The 19,686-nt window shown below is 53.1% G+C and carries 18 protein-coding genes; 8 read left to right on the top strand and 10 right to left on the bottom strand.

The window, feature by feature from the left end; translation table 11 throughout:
• Positions 1 to 101: 101 nt before the first annotated feature.
• The 4 genes from thyA to rppH form a co-directional block, all read right to left on the bottom strand.
• Positions 102 to 896 carry a thymidylate synthase gene (gene thyA / locus HV237_RS05055; protein ID WP_003033990.1) on the bottom strand — a complete coding sequence of 265 codons (795 nt, stop codon included), beginning with the start codon at positions 894 to 896 and terminating at the stop codon, positions 102 to 104.
• A 6-nt stretch (positions 897 to 902) separates the two neighbouring features.
• Positions 903 to 1,778 (bottom strand): prolipoprotein diacylglyceryl transferase, encoded by an 876-nt coding sequence (gene lgt / locus HV237_RS05050; RefSeq protein WP_003825606.1) that lies wholly within the window; start codon positions 1,776 to 1,778, stop codon positions 903 to 905.
• Between the two features lie 164 nt (positions 1,779 to 1,942).
• A complete protein-coding gene (ptsP, locus tag HV237_RS05045; protein ID WP_016157379.1) occupies positions 1,943 to 4,189 on the bottom strand; it encodes a phosphoenolpyruvate--protein phosphotransferase in 2,247 nt (748 codons plus the stop codon).
• 12 nt (positions 4,190 to 4,201) lie between these two features.
• On the bottom strand, positions 4,202 to 4,732 hold the full coding sequence (gene rppH / locus HV237_RS05040; protein WP_003825602.1) for an RNA pyrophosphohydrolase: 531 nt from the start codon (positions 4,730 to 4,732) through the stop codon (positions 4,202 to 4,204).
• A 684-nt stretch (positions 4,733 to 5,416) separates the two neighbouring features.
• Here rppH and mutH point away from each other — a divergent pair.
• The 4 genes from mutH (at position 5,417) to HV237_RS05020 (ending at position 8,411) form a co-directional block, all read left to right on the top strand.
• Positions 5,417 to 6,112, top strand: coding sequence for a DNA mismatch repair endonuclease MutH (mutH, locus tag HV237_RS05035; protein ID WP_016157380.1), 696 nt, complete (start codon positions 5,417 to 5,419; stop codon positions 6,110 to 6,112).
• A gap of 75 nt (positions 6,113 to 6,187) precedes the next feature.
• Positions 6,188 to 6,901 carry a TerC family protein gene (locus HV237_RS05030; protein WP_016154277.1) on the top strand — a complete coding sequence of 238 codons (714 nt, stop codon included), beginning with the start codon at positions 6,188 to 6,190 and terminating at the stop codon, positions 6,899 to 6,901.
• A 144-nt stretch (positions 6,902 to 7,045) separates the two neighbouring features.
• Positions 7,046 to 7,264 carry a lipoprotein YgdR gene (gene ygdR / locus HV237_RS05025; protein ID WP_000758660.1) on the top strand — a complete coding sequence of 73 codons (219 nt, stop codon included), beginning with the start codon at positions 7,046 to 7,048 and terminating at the stop codon, positions 7,262 to 7,264.
• Positions 7,265 to 7,370: 106 nt separating this feature from the next.
• Entirely contained in the window at positions 7,371 to 8,411 is a 1,041-nt protein-coding gene (locus HV237_RS05020) for an NADP(H)-dependent aldo-keto reductase (RefSeq protein WP_047359082.1), read from the top strand.
• Positions 8,412 to 8,511: 100 nt separating this feature from the next.
• Here HV237_RS05020 and lplT read toward each other — a convergent pair whose 3' ends face one another.
• The 3 genes from lplT to tnpA form a co-directional block, all read right to left on the bottom strand.
• On the bottom strand, positions 8,512 to 9,717 hold the full coding sequence (gene lplT / locus HV237_RS05015; RefSeq protein WP_016154279.1) for a lysophospholipid transporter LplT: 1,206 nt from the start codon (positions 9,715 to 9,717) through the stop codon (positions 8,512 to 8,514).
• A complete protein-coding gene (aas, locus tag HV237_RS05010) occupies positions 9,710 to 11,869 on the bottom strand; it encodes a bifunctional acyl-ACP--phospholipid O-acyltransferase/long-chain-fatty-acid--ACP ligase (protein WP_047359081.1) in 2,160 nt (719 codons plus the stop codon). Before aas ends, lplT begins: the two co-directional genes overlap by 8 nt.
• Before the next feature lie 409 nt (positions 11,870 to 12,278).
• Positions 12,279 to 12,737: an IS200/IS605 family transposase gene (gene tnpA, locus HV237_RS05005; RefSeq protein WP_079778750.1), complete on the bottom strand. Its 459-nt coding sequence runs from the start codon at positions 12,735 to 12,737 to the stop codon at positions 12,279 to 12,281.
• A 441-nt stretch (positions 12,738 to 13,178) separates the two neighbouring features.
• Between tnpA and galR the strand changes: the two genes are divergently transcribed.
• Positions 13,179 to 14,207, top strand: a complete 1,029-nt coding sequence (gene galR / locus HV237_RS05000) for an HTH-type transcriptional regulator GalR (protein ID WP_047357804.1) — start codon at positions 13,179 to 13,181, stop codon at positions 14,205 to 14,207.
• A gap of 13 nt (positions 14,208 to 14,220) precedes the next feature.
• Complete coding sequence (locus tag HV237_RS04995) at positions 14,221 to 15,231, top strand: LacI family DNA-binding transcriptional regulator (RefSeq protein ID WP_047357805.1); 1,011 nt, start codon at positions 14,221 to 14,223, stop codon at positions 15,229 to 15,231.
• Positions 15,232 to 15,282: 51 nt separating this feature from the next.
• Here the strand turns inward: HV237_RS04995 and lysA are convergent, their stop codons facing one another.
• Positions 15,283 to 16,539 (bottom strand): diaminopimelate decarboxylase, encoded by a 1,257-nt coding sequence (lysA, locus tag HV237_RS04990; RefSeq protein WP_047357806.1) that lies wholly within the window; start codon positions 16,537 to 16,539, stop codon positions 15,283 to 15,285.
• A 118-nt stretch (positions 16,540 to 16,657) separates the two neighbouring features.
• Here lysA and HV237_RS04985 point away from each other — a divergent pair, with 118 nt between their 5' ends.
• Positions 16,658 to 17,593, top strand: coding sequence for a LysR family transcriptional regulator (locus HV237_RS04985; RefSeq protein WP_016154283.1), 936 nt, complete (start codon positions 16,658 to 16,660; stop codon positions 17,591 to 17,593).
• Here HV237_RS04985 and HV237_RS04980 read toward each other — a convergent pair.
• Positions 17,565 to 18,272, bottom strand: coding sequence for an aspartate/glutamate racemase (locus HV237_RS04980; RefSeq protein ID WP_016154284.1), 708 nt, complete (start codon positions 18,270 to 18,272; stop codon positions 17,565 to 17,567). The genes HV237_RS04985 and HV237_RS04980 overlap by 29 nt on opposite strands.
• A gap of 137 nt (positions 18,273 to 18,409) precedes the next feature.
• Between HV237_RS04980 and HV237_RS04975 the strand changes: the two genes are divergently transcribed.
• Complete coding sequence (locus HV237_RS04975) at positions 18,410 to 18,736, top strand: cupin domain-containing protein (RefSeq protein WP_016154285.1); 327 nt, start codon at positions 18,410 to 18,412, stop codon at positions 18,734 to 18,736.
• Between the two features lie 144 nt (positions 18,737 to 18,880).
• Here HV237_RS04975 and kduD read toward each other — a convergent pair whose 3' ends face one another.
• Positions 18,881 to 19,642 (bottom strand): 2-dehydro-3-deoxy-D-gluconate 5-dehydrogenase KduD, encoded by a 762-nt coding sequence (kduD, locus tag HV237_RS04970; protein WP_016154286.1) that lies wholly within the window; start codon positions 19,640 to 19,642, stop codon positions 18,881 to 18,883.
• Positions 19,643 to 19,686: the final 44 nt, after the last annotated feature.

The raw sequence follows: 19,686 nt of genomic DNA, 5'->3' as shown, positions 1-19,686 counted from the left end.
TGCAGGTCGTTGCAATATTTCAGGAACCCACGCCGAAGAACGCGATTTGAGACAAAAAAAACCGACGCACACGGGCGTCGGTTGTGACAGCATGAAGCCGATTAGATAGCCACTGGCGCTTTAATACCAGGATGCGGATCGTAGCCTTCAATTTCGAAATCTTCGAAGCGATAGTCAAAGATAGATTCAGGCTTACGTTTGATGACCAGCTTCGGCAGCGCGCGCGGTTCGCGGCTAAGCTGCAGATGCGTTTGATCCATATGATTGCTGTACAGGTGCGTGTCGCCGCCGGTCCAGACAAAATCACCCACTTCCAGATCGCACTGCTGCGCCATCATGTGTACCAGCAAGGCGTAGCTGGCAATGTTAAACGGCAAACCGAGGAACACATCGCACGAACGCTGATAAAGCTGGCAGGAGAGCTTGCCATCCGCCACGTAAAACTGGAAGAACGCGTGGCACGGCGCCAGCGCCATTTTATCCAGCTCACCGACGTTCCATGCAGAAACGATAATTCGGCGAGAGTCCGGGTCATTTTTGAGCTGGTTTAACACCGTGGTGATCTGGTCAATATGGCGACCGTCTGGCGTAGGCCACGCACGCCACTGTTTGCCATAAACCGGGCCCAGATTACCGTTTTCATCCGCCCATTCGTCCCAGATTGAGACGTTGTTTTCATGCAGGTAGGCAACGTTGGTGTCGCCCTGCAAAAACCACAGCAGTTCATGAATGATCGAGCGTAAATGACAGCGTTTAGTCGTAACCAGCGGGAACCCTTCCTGCAGATTAAAACGCATCTGATGACCAAAAATGGAAAGCGTTCCGGTTCCGGTACGGTCGTTTTTCTGTGTGCCTTCATCCAGCACTTTTTGCATCAGTTCTAAATACTGTTTCATGGTTCCTCAGGAAACGTGTTGCTGTGGGCTGCGGCGGTACGCCCAAACCATCATAATAATGCCTGCGACAATCATCGGGATTGAGAGGATCTGTCCCATGCTAATGTACTGTACCCAGGTGCCGGTAAACTGTGCATCCGGCTGGCGGAAGAATTCAACGATAATACGAAACGCGCCATAACCAATCAGGAACAGACCGGATACCGAACCCATCGGGCGCGGTTTACGAATGTACAGATTAAGAATGATAAACAACACAACGCCTTCCAGCGCCATCTCATAAAGCTGTGAGGCATGGCGCGGCAGCGAGCCGTAGGTATCAAAAATAGACTGCCATTGCGGGTTAGTTTGCAGCAGTAAAATGTCTTCGGTACGGGAGCCCGGGAACAGCATGGCGTACTTGAAATTCGGATCAACGCGTCCCCACAGCTCACCGTTGATAAAGTTGCCCAAACGCCCTGCCCCCAGACCAAACGGAATCAGCGGGGCAATGAAATCAGAAACCTGGAAGAACGAACGCTTGGTGCGTTTGGCGAAGATAATCATCACCAGGATCACACCAATAAGCCCACCGTGGAAGGACATCCCGCCGTCCCAAACGCGGAACAGATACAGCGGGTTATCGAGGAATAACGGGAAGTTATAGAACAGTACGTAACCAATACGCCCTCCAAGGAAAACCCCGAGGAAGCCCGCATACAGTAGATTTTCTACTTCATTTTTGGTCCAGCCACTGCCCGGACGATTAGCACGGCGCGTCGCCAGCCACATCGCAAAAATAAACCCCACCAAATACATTAAGCCGTACCAGTGAAGCGCGACGGGTCCGATTGAGAAAATGACCGGATCGAAATCCGGAAAATGCAGATAGCTACTGGTCATCTGTCACCACAAGTTCTTGTTATTTCGCTGAAGTCAGACAGCAATTGATAAGCGCGCCTGCATAATGCAGGCGCTCCAAAGGTGCGAATGATAGCACATGGGGATCGCAGCGGATGCCGATTACAGTTAAAAGATATGTATACCTACTGTTACCAGCCCCCGATTCACAATCCCCCGCGAATCAGTCCCCCCATGCCACGGCGTTCCATAAAAGCCGCCACCTGATGGCGTACTTCTGTCGCCATCTGCGCTTCCAGGCTGCGTTGCGCCAGCGTTTGCGCCTCATCAAAATCGATATGGCGCAGCAGATATTTAACGCGAGCCACGGAACGACCGTTCATCGACAAATGGCGAAAACCCAGGCCGATCAGAATGGCCACGCACATCGGGTCGCCCGCCATTTCACCGCACAATCGCAAATCGATACCGCTTCTTTCGGCTTCCTGCGCAATCATCGCCAGCACACGTAACATACCCGGATGCAGGCTGTCATAAATGCTGGCTACCCGTGTATTGTTACGATCGACAGCCAGAATGTACTGGGTGAGATCGTTGGTTCCGACCGAGATAAAGTCTATCCGGTTTATCAGATGCGGCAGCATAAACACCATCGACGGAACTTCCAGCATGATGCCAATGCGCGGTTTTGGGATCGCGTAGCCGATCATCTCTTCCACTTCGCGTCCGGCGCGTTCAATCAAACGTCGCGCTTCGTCCACTTCATCAATGCTGGTGACCATCGGCAGCAAAATGCTCAGGTTGCCGGTTGCCGCGTTGGCACGCAGCATGGCCCGAACCTGGATCAAAAAGATCTCCGGCTGATCGAGCGTTATGCGGATCCCACGCCAGCCAAGGCACGGGTTCTCTTCACTGATCGGCATGTAGGGCAGTTGTTTATCGGCGCCGACATCCAGCGTACGCAGAGTCACCGGCTTGTCGTTAAACATTTGCAGCATGCCCTGATACTGCGCAACCTGTTCTTCTTCCGAAGGAAAACCGCTTTGCAGCATGAACGGGATTTCGGTGCGATACAGGCCAATGCCGTCGATCCGGCTCCCCAGCTTCTCTTCATGCTCCGGGCTGAGGCCCGCATTGAGCATCACCTTCACGCGCTCGCCGCTTTTCAACTGTGCTGGCTGGTTGACGTCGTCTTCCGCCAGGCGGCTCAGCTCAATTTCTTCACTGATAAGACGCTGGTATTCCTGGATCAATACCGGTTCTGGATCGACCAGCAGTTCACCGCGATAACCGTCCACTACCAGCGTACGGCGGTGTAACACCGATGGCTGGATATCGGCCCCCATGACGGTAGGGATGCCCAGCGCACGAACCATAATAGCCGCATGAGAGTTGGCCGCGCCGTCCCGGACAACCACACCGACTAAGCGGTCCTGAGGAAGTTCCGCCAGCGTGGTGGCGGAAAGCTCATCCGCCACCAGCACAAAGCGCTCCGGCCAGGTATTCGGCCCCTGGATCGAGTCGTCAAGATGGAACAGTAGACGCTGGCCCAGCGCGCGTAAATCTCCGGCCCGCTCTTTGAGGTAGTTATCACTCAGCGCGGCAAACTGTTCGGCAAACTTTTCAATGATCGTTTTAACGGCCCACTCGGCCACCGAACCATTATCCACTTCCGCAAACAGCTCACGGCGCAGACGAGTATCGGAAAGCAAGTGTGAATAGAGATCAAAAATCGCCGCCGTTTCTTTCTGCGCCCCGGCGGTAAAGCGTTTGCTGTAGCGGCGGAATTCATTCGCCGCCTCTTCCAGCGCACCGGTGAGCCGCTCGCGCTCAAGCACCGGATCCAGCGTTGAAGCCTGATAGACCTGCTCCATCAGCGGCAGCGTCGCATCCTGCCAGCCTTCGGCTATTGCCACGCCAGGCGCGGCGGGCAATGCGCGGATGCGCGTTTGCCGGTATTGGCCGAACAGCGCGTTTAGCTGCGACTGCGAAAGAATCGCCGCCATTTGCGTGGCGAGCGTGACGAGGAAAGACTCTTCACTTTCATCGTACTGGCGCAATTCGCGCTGCTGGACCACCAGCACACCTAACAGCTGACGGCGCTGAATAATCGGTACGCCTAAGAACGCACGAAAGCGCTCTTCTTTTACCGAAGGGATGTATTTAAAGCTGGGATGTTTTTGCGCATCGGCGAGGTTGATAGGTTCCGCCAGCCTGCCAACCAGGCCAACGATACCTTCATCAAACGCGAGTGCGACAGTACGACCACGCGGTTTCTTCAGTCCCCGGGTCGCCATGAGGTAATAACAACGTCGATCGTGATCGGCCAAGTAAACCGAACAGACCTCTGTATCCATCGCAAGACAGATGTCGGTAACCAGAATATTCAGCGCTTCATTCAGACGCGGAGCACTGGCCACCTTTTCGACTATTTCGCGCAGGCGGGTGAGCATAATTTGCGTAGCTTAACCTCTTTTACGTCTGTACGCAGGTGCGCTTTGCGGCTTAGGAGTGCTCTCCTGAAGCGCCATGACAACACTTGCGAATTCTTTCATCACCCTGCGATAGACATCGCGTTTAAATGACACCACCTGTCGAACCGGATACCAGTAACTCACCCAGCGCCAGCCGTCGAACTCAGGTGTACTGCTGGTTTGCATATTGATTTCAGCATCGCTGCTAACCAATTGCAGAAGAAACCATTTTTGTTTCTGGCCGATACAAACCGGCTTCGTGTCCCAACGCACCAAACGTTTCGGTAACTTGTAACGCAACCAGTTACGAGTAGAAGCAAGGATCCGTACATCTTTACGACTGAGACCCACTTCTTCAAAGAGTTCCCGGTACATCGCCTGCTCTGCTGTCTCTCCTGCATTTATCCCACCTTGCGGGAATTGCCAGGAGTGCTGACCAAATCGCCGGGCCCACATGACCTGCCCCTGGCGGTTACAAATTACTATCCCTACATTCGGGCGGTAGCCATCGTCATCAATCACCGGACTACCTCAATATAAACCTTATATACAAACGATTGTTTCACACTCCAGAGAGGCGGTAAACCACTCTGTTAAGGGCGCGATACTCTAATAACAATTGAATAACTCACAGCTAAGGGCGGAGTTATAAACAGAAGAAGGGCAAGCAAGGCGATTTTATTCACCTTTTCTGTGGATATAGTTGTGAAGAAGTACGGAATTACTATGGGAAAACCCAGAACAGTCCGAATAAGACATTCGTCACATATCAAAAATAGTCTTCTATATTCATAAAGTTAAAACCGTTCAGCGCAAATAAACCCATAGAAACGTGACGTATATCACGCACACGATCTTCAGGCTGATGAAAGATCGACCAGCGTTGGTTTTATCCACAGATTATGCCAATAAGTTAGGCACAATTTGTGTGAAAATTCGATTTTCGTCGCACGTCAAGGCTGTAAATTGAAACAGTAGTGGGGGTTTTTCACAGTTATCCCATCTTTCTGTGGATAACATGGTGTAAGATCCTGTTCATTGTCAGTGACCAGAATTGGAAAACCCGCTTCGCTGTTGCGCAACTCTGCGTATGTGAATCTAAAAACCAATATAAATCATAGAATTGAATAAAGCATGTGGAAAAAGATAAACTCTGTCCACACGGTATAAAATCTTTGCTCATTTTTTCACCTAAGGGTTAACCCGATGTCAGAACTCCATCCGCTGCTTTCTCCCCCTGAATCTGAAGCCCAGTTGTTGAGCCAGGCACAGCTGCTTTCGGGCTACGCGCTGGGAGAGTTGGCGGCAATGGCGGGACTCGTCGCCCCCAAGGATCTCAAGCGCGATAAAGGCTGGATTGGCGTGCTACTGGAAATCTGGCTCGGCGCCAGTGCGGGCAGCAAACCGGAGCAGGATTTTGCGGCGCTGGGCGTGGAGCTGAAAACAATCCCAGTGGATAGCCTTGGCAGACCGCTGGAAACCACCTTTGTGTGCGTGGCACCGTTAACCGGCAATACCGGCGTTACCTGGGAAACCAGCCATGTGCGGCACAAACTTAAACGCGTTCTGTGGATCCCGGTAGAAGGCGAACGCAGCATCCCGCTGGCTGAGCGCCGCGTCGGCTCTCCCCTGCTGTGGAGCCCGAATGAAGAAGAAGACCGGCAATTGCGTCTGGACTGGGAAGAGTTGATGGACATGATAGTGTTAGGCCACGTCGAACGCATCACTGCCCGCCATGGGGAAGTGCTACAGCTGCGTCCTAAAGCCGCCAACGCCCGAGCGCTTACCGAGGCCATTGGCGCCCATGGCGAACCCATCCTGACCCTACCACGCGGTTTTTACTTGAAAAAGAACTTCACGCGCGCATTGCTTGAGCGACATTTCTTGTTCCAGGCGCAATAGGCACCGTCCGGTCTTTCACCCGCCGCGTTACGGGCCTATAATTACCGCTTCTTTTTTTTGGCAGGACTTTGTTCGATGTTATTTGCATGGATAACCGATCCTAACGCCTGGCTTGCGCTCGGTACGCTGACGCTGCTGGAGATCGTTCTTGGGATCGACAATATTATTTTCCTCTCTCTGGTTGTAGCCAAACTCCCGACAGCGCAACGCAATCATGCCCGACGTATTGGGCTTGCGGCGGCGATGATCATGCGTCTGGCACTGCTCGCCTCTATTGCCTGGGTAACGCGTCTGACAAACCCGCTATTCGAAGTGTTTGGCGAGGCAATATCAGCGCGCGACCTGATCCTTCTACTGGGGGGATTGTTCCTGATCTGGAAAGCCAGTAAGGAGATCCACGAATCCATTGAAGGTGAGGAAGAGGGGCTGAAAACCCGCGTTTCCTCTTTTCTGGGCGCGATTGTGCAGATCATGTTGTTAGACATTATCTTCAGCCTGGATTCCGTGATTACTGCGGTAGGCTTGTCCGATCATCTGTTTATCATGATGGCGGCAGTGGTGATTGCCGTGGGTGTGATGATGTTTGCTGCACGCCCGATTGGCGATTTTGTCGATCGCCATCCTTCGGTAAAAATGCTGGCGCTCTCGTTCCTGATTCTGGTCGGTTTCACGCTAATTCTGGAAAGTTTCGACGTCCACGTTCCGAAAGGATATATCTATTTCGCCATGTTCTTCTCTATTGCGGTAGAGACCCTGAACCTGTGGCGTAATAAAAAAAATCCGCTCTGATGAAATCCATCGCTCCCCGCACGGGGAGCGAATGCACGCCACACCTACCTCTTCTCACAGTTTAAGATTTTACTGCTTTCGCCATGCACAACTTCGCGTTATTACTAAACTATTGTCAGATGCAGGCCATGTGAGGATAAGCAGATGAAAAAATGGGCAGTTTTGATTTCCGCCGTAGGACTGGCTTTTGCCGTTTCCGGATGCAGCAGTGATTATGTAATGGCGACAAAAGATGGTCGAATGATCCTGACCGATGGAAAACCAGAAATTGACGATGATACCGGTCTGGTGAGCTATCACGACCAGCAAGGCAATGCGATGCAGATTAATCGCGATGATGTGTCTCAAATCATTGAACGCTGATGGTTGAGGTCAGCAGCGCGCTGGCCTTAACAATTTTACTTCCCTTTTTCTCTTCCCTCAGCCATTTTTATAATCCTTATGTCGTGATTATAAAAAGGAAACGGCTATGCAATATCACCGTATACCCCACAGCTCGCTTGAAGTCAGTACACTGGGGCTGGGCACAATGACGTTTGGTGAACAAAACAGCGAAGCCGACGCACATGCACAGCTCGATTATGCCGTAGAACAAGGCATAAATTTGATCGACGTTGCCGAGATGTATCCGGTACCGCCGCGTCCTGAAACCCAGGGTCTCACCGAAACCTACGTAGGTAACTGGCTCGCCAAACACGGCAGCCGTGAAAAGCTAATCGTTGCTTCTAAGGTCAGTGGACCTTCACGTAACAACGACAGCGGTATTCGACCGAATCAGGCGCTAGACCGTAAAAATATTCGTGAAGCGCTGCACGACAGCCTGAAAAGACTGCAAACCGATTACCTGGATCTGTATCAGGTTCACTGGCCGCAGCGCCCGACCAACTGCTTTGGTAAGTTAGGCTACAACTGGGCGGACTCTGCGCCGGTCGTTTCGCTGCTGGATACGCTGGACGCGCTGGCAGAGTTTCAGCGCGCGGGGAAAATTCGCTACATCGGCGTGTCCAATGAAACCGCGTTTGGCGTGATGCGCTACCTGCACCTGGCGGACAAACACGATCTGCCGCGCATCGCCACCATCCAGAACCCCTACAGCCTGCTGAATCGCAGCTATGAGGTTGGACTGGCGGAAGTGAGCCAGTATGAAGGCGTTGAACTGCTGGCCTACTCTTGCCTTGGCTTCGGTACATTAACCGGTAAATACCTGAACGGCGCGAAGCCAGCCGGTGCACGCAATACGCTGTTTAGCCGTTTCACGCGTTACAGCGGTGAGCAAACGCAAAAAGCCGTTGCGGCCTATGTGGATATCGCGAAACGCCATAATCTGGATCCTGCGCAAATGGCGCTGGCATTCGTGCGTCGTCAGCCGTTTGTCGCCAGCACCCTGCTGGGAGCCACGACGATGGAGCAGCTAAAAACCAACGTTGAAAGCCTGCATCTGGAGTTGAACGAAGAAGTACTGGCAGAGATTGAAGCGGTGCATCAGGTGTATACCTATCCTGCACCGTGACGGTTAGTGCCTGATGGCGCTACGCTTATCAGACCTACAAATTGCTGCTCTCTGTAGGCCAGATAAGGCGACGCTGCCATCCGGCACATTCATTGTTCATTCATCTCGTACCAGGCTGGCGGCGCTGCCAAATCCACAGCGCCGCAATCGCCAGCGCAAACAGCGCACCGAATCCAATACCAATCGCTACCGCCGGGATCCCCACCAGCACTGCCAGTGAGTAAATCCCAAGCATCAGCAGCATCGCGCTGTTCTCGCCCAGGTTTTGCACCGCGATCGCATTACCCGCACCGACGCTTTTCTTGCCCCGCTCCTGCAGCAACGCATTCAGCGGTACCACAAAGAAGCCACCTGACACGCCGATAAGCATCAGCAACGCGTAAGCCGGAAGCAGCGCATGCTGAAGTGAGAAAATCAGCACCACGACGCCAATCAGGATCCCCGCAGGCATACAGCGCGACACGGTTTCCAGCGTCACCAGCTTCGCTGCCGCCCCCGCGCCTACTACAATCCCAATCGCTACCATGGCATTGAGGTAGGTCGGCGTAGCGTTATCGGTGATGCCGAGCGCCACCGGAACCCACAGCACCAGCAGAAAACGCAGCGTGACGCCCGCGCCCCAAAAAAGGCTGGTTCCGACCAACGAAAAACGTGTTTCACCGTTGCGCCACAGCGAAGAAGCGGCGCAGAAGAAACTGCGCGTCATTTTCCCCAGATGCCAGGATTGGCCAGGACGAGCCGCGGCCAGTTTCGGGATGTACAGGTTAGCCACCACGGCGCCAGCATAGGCCAGCGCACAGGCAGAAAGCGCGGCAATCACATGCCAGTCGGCCAGAACGCCGCCGGCGACAGAACCGAGCAAAATCGCGGCGATGGTGGAGGCTTCCATCAGACCGTTGGCTTTCACCAGTTTGTCACCGGTGGTCAGTTCACCGAGAATGCCATACTTGGCCGGTGAATACGCGGCCGCGCCAATCCCCACCAGCGTATACCCGAGAAACGGATTAATGCCGAAGCAAATACTCGCCGCGCCCAGCAGTTTCAGGGCGTTCGCGAACATCATCACTCTGCCTTTGGCAAAGCTATCCGCCACCTGTCCAACAAATGGCGCAAACAGGATGTAAGCGCCCACAAACACCATTTGCAGGATTGGCTGGCTCCAGTCCGGATAAAATTGTTCCTTCAGCAGCGCCAGCGTGGCGAACAGCAGCGCGTTATCGCCAAACGCCGACAGAAACTGCGCGGCGATGACGGACATCATCCCTTTGGACCAGATTGAAGTGTTAGTGTGCGCTGACTCAATCATGTTGTTTTTCCGGCTCATCGACCCAGCTTTTCAGCGTAACAAAATCCGGCTTACCGCTGCCGAGTAATGGGAGTTGCTTCAGGTGGCGAATATCACGCGGTACGGCAAGTTCAGGCACGCCATGCGCTCGCGCATACTGCTGTAGTTTTTCACGTGTGAGTTCGCTGTCGGTAGTGAACAGCACCAGCGCCTCACCTTTGCTGGCATCGCTCTTGATCGCCGTGGCGTGCATTTTGTCTGCAGATACCGCCAATGCCAGTTGCTCAACCATTTCCAGCGAGACCATCTCTCCGGCAATTTTAGCAAAACGCTTGGCGCGCCCCTGGATCTGTACAAAGCCGTTTTCATCAAAGCGGACGATGTCTCCGGTGTCATACCAGCCGCGCTCAATCTCACCCTGCGCATTTTCTGCCGTCGGCACTTCCAGCACGCCAGGTTTTTCGACGCGCAAATAGCCGCTCATAATATTCGGGCCTTTCAGTTGTAAACGCCCACCGTCCTCAATACCCGGAACAGCCAGCAGTCGGGCATCCATGCCAGGCAAGATGCGCCCTACCGTTCCTGATTTTGCCGCCATCGGCACATTGATCGACACAACCGGCGCACATTCCGTCACGCCATAGCCTTCAAGGACACGCAGGCCAAATTTCTCCTGCCATAGCTGCTTTGTGCTGTCTTGCAGTTTTTCTGCGCCTGCCACCACATAGCGCAGGCGGTGGAAATCGTACGGATGCGCGAAACGCGCATAGTTACCGAGGAACGTTGAAGTACCAAACAACACGGTGCAGTTCCGGTCGTATACCAGCTCCGGCACAATGCGGTAATGAAGCGGGCTGGGATAAAGAAACACTTCCGCACCGGTCAGTAGCGGTGTGAATAATCCCACCGTCAGGCCAAAGGAGTGGAACAGCGGCAGTGCCGACATAAAGCGGTCATCGGCGGTGAAATCGGCAATTGTTTTAATCTGCTCAACGTTCGCCAGAATACTCTTGTGGCTGTGGACCACGCCTTTCGGATGGCCTTCCGAACCAGACGTAAAGAGGATCACCGCAGCCTCTTCCGGCTGCTGTTTCACCTGCGCCAGATGCGGTGCCAGCAGATGTGAGAAAATCCACAGCTTATCGCTCAACGTCACATCGGCTTTTAAATCTTCCAGATAAACCCAGCGTACCTGGGTTAGCTGTTCCGGTAGATGCCAGAGTTTGCCTTTATCGAGAAACTGTCGGGAAGTGAAGATCGTTTTGATTTCAGACGCAGTAATGGCGCTGGTTAACCCTTTCACGCCCGCCGTGTAGTTCATCATGGCCGGAATGCGTCGACGCGCAATGGCTCCAAAAATGACCGCCGCGCTGATCCCCGCATTTGGCAGCATCAGGCCGATTTTTTCACCTTCGGCGCTGTATTTTTCCAGAATACGGGCCACAAAGAGCGTCTTAGTCAGCAGCTTGCGGTAGCTGTCTGGCGTAAAGTTAACATCTTCAATGCAGTTTTTGCCCGCGCCAAAACGGTATTTTGCCGCCAGCAGCGACTCGTATAGCGTTTCACGCGGGCGTACCGCCATGCGTGCTTCCATCATAATTTGATGCAGCATTTCACCGGCGATTTTGCGGCGATCGCGCGCTCGCGGGGCTTCCGGCATTGGCATTTGAGTCGGCGGTAGAATGTGCAGGTGGATACGCGGGAAGAATCGCTGTTTAACCAGACCTTTCAGGCGGCTGAAGTGGGAAAGCTCTGCTCCCTCAATGCGGACAGGAACGACCGTCGCTCCCGACTTCGCGGCGACAAACCCGGCACCGTCATATATTTTCATCAACGAACCGGTGGTCGAAATGCGTCCTTCGGGAAAAATCACCACCGGACGGCCCTGCTCGACCAGACGGACCAGATGCTTAATCGACATCGGTTTGGTTGGGTCTAACGGCACAAAGTCAATCAGCGGGGTTAGCCAGCGCATATACCATTGCTGGCTGATCGAGGTGTAAACGGCGAAGACGGGACGAATCGGTAAAAATAGCGCCAGTAGGATGCCGTCTATAAATGAGACATGGTTGGGAGTGATTAGAACGCGTTCTCCCTGTAGCGCGCTGACATTGCCCGTGACGCGAACGCGGAAAAGCACGCGAAACAGATTACGAAAAAAGCCAAATAGCATCTCAACTCCCTGTGCCATTAATTATAGAAACATTAATGGTGGGAGAGTATACGAGTTGGGGAATGGGCGCGACAGGTAAACAGGTAAATACAGTCCGAAAAAAAACCTGCGCATCCGCGCAGGTCGGTGCAAGAGACAGGTACGAAGTGCGTACCGAATAATCTCACCAATCAATACCTCTGGGATCTTGATTGTGGTCGTCAGCAGCCAGATACGCCAGTACGAAAACGCAAAGGAATGAACCCAAATGCAACGAGTTGTGTAAATTATCGGTTACTGTTACAGATAGGCTGAAGGCAAAATAAATATCCTCCGGCATAGCCGGAGGTTTTTCGGATGCGCCTATAAGGCTCTGTTACCAGCCGCGCCCTAACAGGCGCATACGATCTGACATTTGCATCAGACTTCGTTACTTACGGCCCGTAAACGGGCTACCCGCATAAGGGATCGATAACTGCTCACCCATTTTATCTTCTGCAAGCTGGTGCTTTATGTATTCCTGTATCTTCACCGTGTTCTTACCCACCGTATCTACGTAGTATCCCCGGCACCAGAACTCTCTATTCCTGTACTTGAATTTCATATCCCCAAACTGTTCATACAGCATCAGACTGCTTTTCCCTTTCAGATACCCCATAAAGCCGGATACGCTCATTTTGGGTGGGATTTCCACAAGCATATGGATATGATCCGCACAGCATTCCGCTTCCAGGATCCGCACGTTTTTCCACTCACACAGCTTTCTTAAGATGCTGCCTATCGCCCTGCGTTTCTCACCGTAGAATGCTTGTCTCCGGTATTTGGGCGCAAAAACTATGTGATATTTACAGTTCCATCGGGTGTGCGCTAAGCTCTTTTCGTCCCCCATTGGGACCCCCTTTTGATTTCTTGTTAAACATTTGCAGTTGCCAGACCGCAATGTGTTTTAACAAATCAAAAGGGGTTTTAATAACTGGCCCAAAGCTGAAAGCTTTCCGGAACCCCCAGCCTAGCTGGGGGTTTTCTGTGCACAAAAAAAACCTGCGCATCTGCGCAGGCTGGTGTAATTCTAGTGATCAACCCGAAAGTTGATTTCACCTATCAATACCTCTGGGACCCCAACTTTAGCAATCCGCTCAGTTCTCCCACCAGCGAACAATCGCAACAGCACATCGCAAAGTGTAAGCAAAAATTAGCATTTTCTATTTTCTGTCTTATCTTCGCTCGCGCGCTCACATTTGCGAGGTCCTGACGGGCAATCTGCTTGAACAGCCAGCCATTTTCCGTAACACTGACGGAATGTAAGCGTTTACCCACAACAGGTACTATCATGGCGACCATAAAGGATGTAGCCCGACTAGCTGGTGTATCAGTCGCCACCGTTTCTCGAGTGATCAATGATTCCCCCAAAGCCAGCGAAGCATCGCGTCTGGCCGTAACGAGTGCAATGGAATCACTCAGCTACCACCCCAATGCCAATGCGCGTGCACTGGCGCAACAATCCACTGAAACCATCGGCCTGGTCGTTGGTGATGTGTCCGATCCATTCTTTGGGGCAATGGTTAAAGCTGTCGAGCAGGTGGCCTATAACACCGGGAATTTTTTGCTGATTGGCAACGGCTACCATAATGAACAGAAGGAACGTCAGGCGATTGAACAGCTCATTCGCCACCGCTGCGCGGCCCTTGTTGTCCATGCCAAAATCATCCCGGATGCGGATTTGGCTTCATTAATGAAGCAAATCCCCGGCATGGTATTGATTAACCGAATTCTGCCGGGATTCGAACAACGCTGCGTTGCCCTCGATGACCGTTTCGGCGCATGGCTCGCTACCCGACACCTTATTCAACAGGGCCATACGCGCATTGGCTACCTGTGTTCCAATCACAGTATTTCTGATGCGGAAGATCGTCTGCAAGGCTATTACGACGCGCTGGCGGAGAGCAATATACAGGTGAGCGATCGACTGGTGACGTTCGGCGAACCGGATGAAAGCGGCGGTGAACAGGCCATGACCGAGTTACTTGGTCGTGGCAAAAACTTCACTGCGGTAGCCTGCTACAACGACTCAATGGCGGCTGGCGCCATGGGCGTATTGAATGATAACGGCATTGATGTGCCGGGAGAAATCTCGCTGATTGGCTTTGATGATGTGCTGATTTCCCGCTATGTACGCCCACGTCTGACCACGGTACGCTATCCCATCGTGACGATGGCAACCCAGGCCGCCGAACTGGCGCTCGCGCTGGCGGAGAAGCGACCCGCACCTGAAATTACCCACGTCTTTAACCCAACTCTGGTGCGTCGCCATTCCGTTTCGGCGCTGACAGAGCCGGGGAACTCATCGTCAAACGATTAACCAGGATTGCGTCATGACTACGATGTTGGACGTTTCACGACACGCAGGCGTCTCAAAAGCGACCGTTTCGCGCGTACTAAATGGAACGGGTCAGGTAAAAGAGAGCACGCGCCAGAAAGTGTTCAAGGCCATGCAGGCACTCGATTATCGGCCCAACTTTTTAGCGCGCTCTTTAGCGAATCGCACCAGCAACAGCATTGGCCTGGTGGTTTCCACATTTGATGGATTCTACTTTGGCCGCCTGCTGCAACAGGCCTCGCGCCAGACGGAGTCTCACGGCAAGCAGTTGATCGTCACCGATGGTCACGACACGCCGGAGCGTGAGCAGGAAGCCGTGCAAATGCTGGCCGACAGGCAGTGCGACGCCATTATTCTCTATACCCGCTATATGAGTGAAACGGCGATTATGTCGCTGATGAACAGCATTGCGATGCCCTTGCTGGTCATCAACCGTGATGTCAGTCAGGCCCGCGATCGCGCGATTTTCTTTGAGCAGGAAGACGCGGCGTATCAGGCGGTCAATTATCTGATCTCGCAGGGGCACAGCGATATTGCTTGTATCACCGTGCCAAGCCATACGCCTACTGGTAAATCCCGCCTGATGGGGTATCGTAAGGCTCTGGAAAAAAACGGTATTCCCTGGGATCCTGATAAGGTTAAATACGGCGACTCCACGATGACGCGAGGCTATGAAGCCTGTCGAGAACTGCTGGAGGAAGGGGTGAAATTCAGCGCCCTGTTCGCCTGTAACGATGACATGGCATTAGGTGCATCAAAAGCGTTACATCAGGCCGGACTGAGGATCCCGACGGACGTCTCGCTGTTTGGTTTTGATGATGCGCCCAGCGCCAAATGGCTGGAACCGGGGTTATCTACCGTTTATCTGCCGATTGATACCATGATAACCACGGCAATCGACCAGGCTATACGTCTGGCCAACGGTGAGAGCGTGGAGCCGATCCCTCCGTTTACCGGCAAACTGGTATTACGTGACTCAGTAACGCTCGGACCGTACTTTAAGTAATATGAAAAAGAGCCGGATAGTGACGCAAGCACCTTATCCGGCCAGCTTTACTCAGATTAATTCCAGCGCTAACAGCTCATCAATGGTCTGGCGACGACGAATCAGTCGTGCCACACCGTTATCAAACAAGACCTCCGGCAGCAGCGGGCGGCTATTGTAGTTTGACGACATTGACGCTCCGTACGCCCCGGTATCATGCAAAACCAGATAATCACCCGGCACCACCGCAGGCAACAGACGGGTTTCCACATTTCCGCCTTCCTGCTGGGTAAACACGTCGCCTGATTCGCACAGCGGTCCGGCCACCACGGTCTCTCGTTGAGGAGTTTGTTGCAGAGAACGACCATCTCCCGCCAGCGCGGAGATATGGTGATAGCTACCGTACATGGCCGGGCGCATCAGATCGTTGAAGCCCGCATCGATCAGCACAAAGTGACGGCTGCCCATCTCTTTTACGCTGCGCACCTGCGCCACTAACACGCCGGCTTCCGCGACCAGGAAACGCCCTGGTTCGATCTCCAGTTTGACGGCATGACCCAGATGACGCGCAATACTATCGCGCGCGGCGTTCCACAATCCAAAATAGTGATCGGTGTCGATCGCCTCTTCACCTTCGCGATACGGGATTGATAAACCGCCGCCTGCGGAGATCGCCTCCAGATCCTGACCAAATTCCACTACCTGACGCACCATCGCGCCGCACACCTGCTCCAGATGCGCGTAGTCCACGCCAGAGCCGATATGCATATGAATACCTACCAGCTTCAGCTTATAGCGCTGAATTACCTCCAGCGCCGCCGGAAGATCGCTGTACCAGATGCCGTGCTTGCTGTTCTCGCCCCCGGTATTGGTTTTCTGACTGTGTCCATGCCCAAAGCCAGGGTTTACGCGGAGCCACACGCGATGGCCCGACGAGAACTGGCCCAGTTGTTCCAGCATATCGACCGACCCGGCATTTACCGGAATGCTCAATTCATGCACCCGGGCGAGCGTCGCTTCATCAATCATATCGGCGGTAAAGACAATCTCATCTTTGCCCGGTACAAAACCTGCCGCCAGCGCGCGTTCAATTTCGCCAAGCGAGACGGAATCGACCTTCACGCCCTGCTCGCGCATCAGGCGCAAAATATGAATATTCGAACATGCCTTCTGGGCAAAACGCACCACGTCAAACTGACTCAGTTTGGCAATCTGCGCGCGAATAATCTGCGCATCATAGACCCACACCGGGCAGCCGAATTCGGCAGGCAGGCGCAACAGGTTGTCGGCGGTCAGGTCAGTGTCTGTGTTGTTGAGTGGGCGTGGCATGGTGTGCTCCGGTATTGGCTTTTTTATGATTACGCCACAGCCCAAAAAGAATAAAAAATATCGTTTTATCGTGAGTCTATGCAAAAATGATATGGATTAGCTCATTCGAGGATTGCCTATGCCCGCGGTTAACCTGCGCCACATTGAAATTTTTCACGCCATCATGACCGCTGGTAATCTGACGGAAGCCGCGCGCATGCTACATACCTCGCAGCCCACCGTCAGTCGGGAACTGGCCCGATTCGAAAAAGTCCTGGGATTAACGCTGTTTGAACGCACGCGTGGCCGACTGCATCCAACCGTGCAAGGCTTACGTCTGTTTGAAGAGGTACAACGTTCGTGGTACGGCCTGGACAGAATTGTGAGCGCCGCCGAAAGCCTGCGCGAATTTCGTCAAGGTGAATTGTCGATTGTTTGCCTGCCGGTATTTTCACAGTCCTTTTTACCGCCGCTGCTGCAGCCATTTCTCGCGCGCTATCCGCAGGTCAACATTCAGATCGTGCCGCAGGAGTCACCACTGTTGGAAGAGTGGCTGTCGGCGCAGCGCCACGATCTGGGGTTAACGGAAACGCTGCATACGCCTGCCGGAACGAAACGCACCGAATTGCTGGCGCTGGATGAAGTGTGTGTACTGCCGCAGGGTCATCCGCTGACCGAAAAAGCGGTATTAACGCCGCAGGATTTTCAGGGAGAGAACTATATCAGCCTGTCGCGGACCGACAGTTACCGTCAGCTATTGGACACCCTGTTTAACGAACATCAGGTGAAGCGCCGCATGGTGATTGAAACCCACAGCGCCGCTTCAATTTGTGCAATGGTGCGGGCGGGCGTGGGGATCTCGGTGGTAAACCCACTGACCGCGCTGGATTATGCCAGCAGCGGAGTGGTTATCCGCCGCTTCAGTATTTCGGTACCCTTTACGGTCAGCCTGATCCACCCACTTCATCGCCCTGCCTCGGCGCTGGTCGATGCTTTTACGGCGCATCTGCAAGCCCAACTCCCGAGGCTTATCGATCCACTGGAGGCTATTTTGTATCCACAGACGAAAGCATAAACGCCACCGCATCTTGCGCATGGATTGCCGCGGTGTCGAAAACCGGTAATGGACTTAGCTCGGCTGGAACCAGCAGACCAATCTCGGTACAGCCAAAGATAACCCCTTGAGCGCCCTGTTTAGCCAACTGATCAATTACGCTCAGGTAGTAGTCGCGGGAGGCGTTGCTGAACTCACCGAGGCACAGCTCGTCGAAAATAATCTGGTTTATTTTCTGACGGTCATCAGCCTCAGGAATAAGCGTGCTAATACCAAATTCAGTCTGTAGGCGTCCGCGGTAAAAATCCTGCTCCATGGTGTAGCGCGTACCCAGTAGCGCCACATTGCTCATCTGCTGTTTTTGTATGGCCCGACCCGTCGCATCGGCAATATGCAGGAACGGCACGTCACAGGCGGTTTCAATCGCCTCAGCAACTTTGTGCATGGTGTTGGTACACAACACAATCCCCTCCGCTCCGGCTTGCTGAAGCCCTGCGGCGGCCTGCGCGAGGATCTCCCCAGCCCGCTGCCAGTCACCGCCAGACTGACAGGCTTCAATCTCGTGAAAATCTACGCTGTGCAACAGAATCTGTGCCGAGTGCAGGCCACCCAGACGCTGTTTTACCCCTTCATTAATGAGTCGATAATAAGGAATGGTGGATTCCCAGCTCATACCGCCTAACAGACCGATCGTTTTCATCATTTCCCCTGATTTGTTGTTATCTCTCCAGTGAACCAAAGATGTGATCAACTTTCCACATCTGTTGGCGTGCATTTCTTTTTTTAATTTTCTGATATAGGTTTAATGAAACATTGTTTTAATTACAGGAAGGCCGAATGTTTATTTTTCATAAAGAGACCACCCTTGAAGATCTGGGCAATGGCGTTACCCGACGCATTCTTGCTCACGACGGTAAAATGATGGCGGTTGAGGTGAACTTCGAGCAAGGCGCGATTGGTCCGATGCACAATCATCCGCATGAGCAGCTGACTTACGTTTTGTCTGGGGAGTTTGAATTTACCATCGGCGAAGAAAAGCATGTCGTTAGGGCAGGCGATACCCTATATAAACAACCCAACATTATGCATGGCTGCGTCTGTTTAAAACCGGGAACGCTACTCGATACCTTTACGCCCATGCGCGAAGATTTTCTGCCTGCGTAATTTTATCTGTTCGTAATCTGCCTGGCGGCATAATGTTGTTCCAGAGGGAATGAATATGTCGCCTCCGGTGTATTGCTACATTCACCTTATGTTTAACTGACAAAACCTGCCAAAGGGCAGGGTTTGTCAGTTCTGGAAAGCAGATTAACGCGCCAGCCAGCCGCCGTCTACCGCAACGGTATAGCCGTTGATATAGTCAGATGCGCTGGATGCCAGGAACACAATCGGCCCCATCAGGTCACTCGGCAGACCCCAACGACCCGCCGGGATACGATCGAGAATTTCTGCGCTACGCTGCTCATCAGCGCGCAGCTGTTGAGTGTTGTTCGTCGCCATGTAACCCGGCGCAATTGCGTTGACGTTGATGTTATGTTTGGCCCACTCGTTCGCCATCAGGCGGGTGACGCCCATTACGCCGCTTTTAGACGCGGTGTAAGACGGCACGCGGATCCCGCCCTGGAAAGAAAGCATAGAGGCGATGTTGATAATTTTGCCGCCGTTACCCTGAGCGATAAAGTGCTTCGCCGCGGCCTGAGACATAAAGAACACGCTCTTAATGTTCAGGTTCATCACGTCGTCCCAGTCTTTTTCACTGAAGTCGATCGCATCGTCACGACGGATAAGACCTGCGTTGTTGACCAGAATATCGATATGACCGAATTCTGCCACTGCGCGCTCCAGCAGCGCCGGAATGCCGTCAATTTGACGCAGGTCGGCGGTCAGACTTAAAAAACGGCGCCCCAGCGCGGTCACGCGTTCGATAGTTTCCGTCGGTTCAACGATGTTGATCCCCACGATATCGCAGCCCGCTTCAGCCAAACCCAACGCCATACCCTGACCCAGGCCAGTGTCACAACCGGTCACAACGGCGACCTTACCTTCAAGAGAGAATGCATTCAAAATCATTGTAAATCCTTAATTTTTTATAATGCCCGCCGCAGCAGGCACGG

Source organism: Citrobacter sp. RHBSTW-00570, from assembly GCF_013739755.1.
Classification (GTDB): Bacteria; Pseudomonadota; Gammaproteobacteria; order Enterobacterales; family Enterobacteriaceae; genus Citrobacter; species Citrobacter braakii.
This window is presented reverse-complemented; position numbering and strand designations above follow the sequence as displayed.

Bases quoted from the DNA above. Each gene is read 5' to 3' on its own strand.
- thyA (WP_003033990.1), bottom strand. From the start codon at position 896: ATGAAACAGTATTTAGAACTGATGCAAAAAGTGCTGGATGAAGGCACA.
- lgt (WP_003825606.1), bottom strand. From the start codon at position 1,778: ATGACCAGTAGCTATCTGCATTTTCCGGATTTCGATCCGGTCATTTTC.
- ptsP (WP_016157379.1), bottom strand. From the start codon at position 4,189: ATGCTCACCCGCCTGCGCGAAATAGTCGAAAAGGTGGCCAGTGCTCCG.
- mutH (WP_016157380.1), top strand. From the start codon at position 5,417: ATGTCAGAACTCCATCCGCTGCTTTCTCCCCCTGAATCTGAAGCCCAG.
- HV237_RS05030 (WP_016154277.1), top strand. From the start codon at position 6,188: ATGTTATTTGCATGGATAACCGATCCTAACGCCTGGCTTGCGCTCGGT.
- ygdR (WP_000758660.1), top strand. From the start codon at position 7,046: ATGAAAAAATGGGCAGTTTTGATTTCCGCCGTAGGACTGGCTTTTGCC.
- HV237_RS05020 (WP_047359082.1), top strand. From the start codon at position 7,371: ATGCAATATCACCGTATACCCCACAGCTCGCTTGAAGTCAGTACACTG.
- lplT (WP_016154279.1), bottom strand. From the start codon at position 9,717: ATGATTGAGTCAGCGCACACTAACACTTCAATCTGGTCCAAAGGGATG.
- aas (WP_047359081.1), bottom strand. From the start codon at position 11,869: ATGCTATTTGGCTTTTTTCGTAATCTGTTTCGCGTGCTTTTCCGCGTT.
- tnpA (WP_079778750.1), bottom strand. From the start codon at position 12,737: ATGGGGGACGAAAAGAGCTTAGCGCACACCCGATGGAACTGTAAATAT.
- galR (WP_047357804.1), top strand. From the start codon at position 13,179: ATGGCGACCATAAAGGATGTAGCCCGACTAGCTGGTGTATCAGTCGCC.
- HV237_RS04995 (WP_047357805.1), top strand. From the start codon at position 14,221: ATGACTACGATGTTGGACGTTTCACGACACGCAGGCGTCTCAAAAGCG.
- lysA (WP_047357806.1), bottom strand. From the start codon at position 16,539: ATGCCACGCCCACTCAACAACACAGACACTGACCTGACCGCCGACAAC.
- HV237_RS04985 (WP_016154283.1), top strand. From the start codon at position 16,658: ATGCCCGCGGTTAACCTGCGCCACATTGAAATTTTTCACGCCATCATG.
- HV237_RS04980 (WP_016154284.1), bottom strand. From the start codon at position 18,272: ATGAAAACGATCGGTCTGTTAGGCGGTATGAGCTGGGAATCCACCATT.
- HV237_RS04975 (WP_016154285.1), top strand. From the start codon at position 18,410: ATGTTTATTTTTCATAAAGAGACCACCCTTGAAGATCTGGGCAATGGC.
- kduD (WP_016154286.1), bottom strand. From the start codon at position 19,642: ATGATTTTGAATGCATTCTCTCTTGAAGGTAAGGTCGCCGTTGTGACC.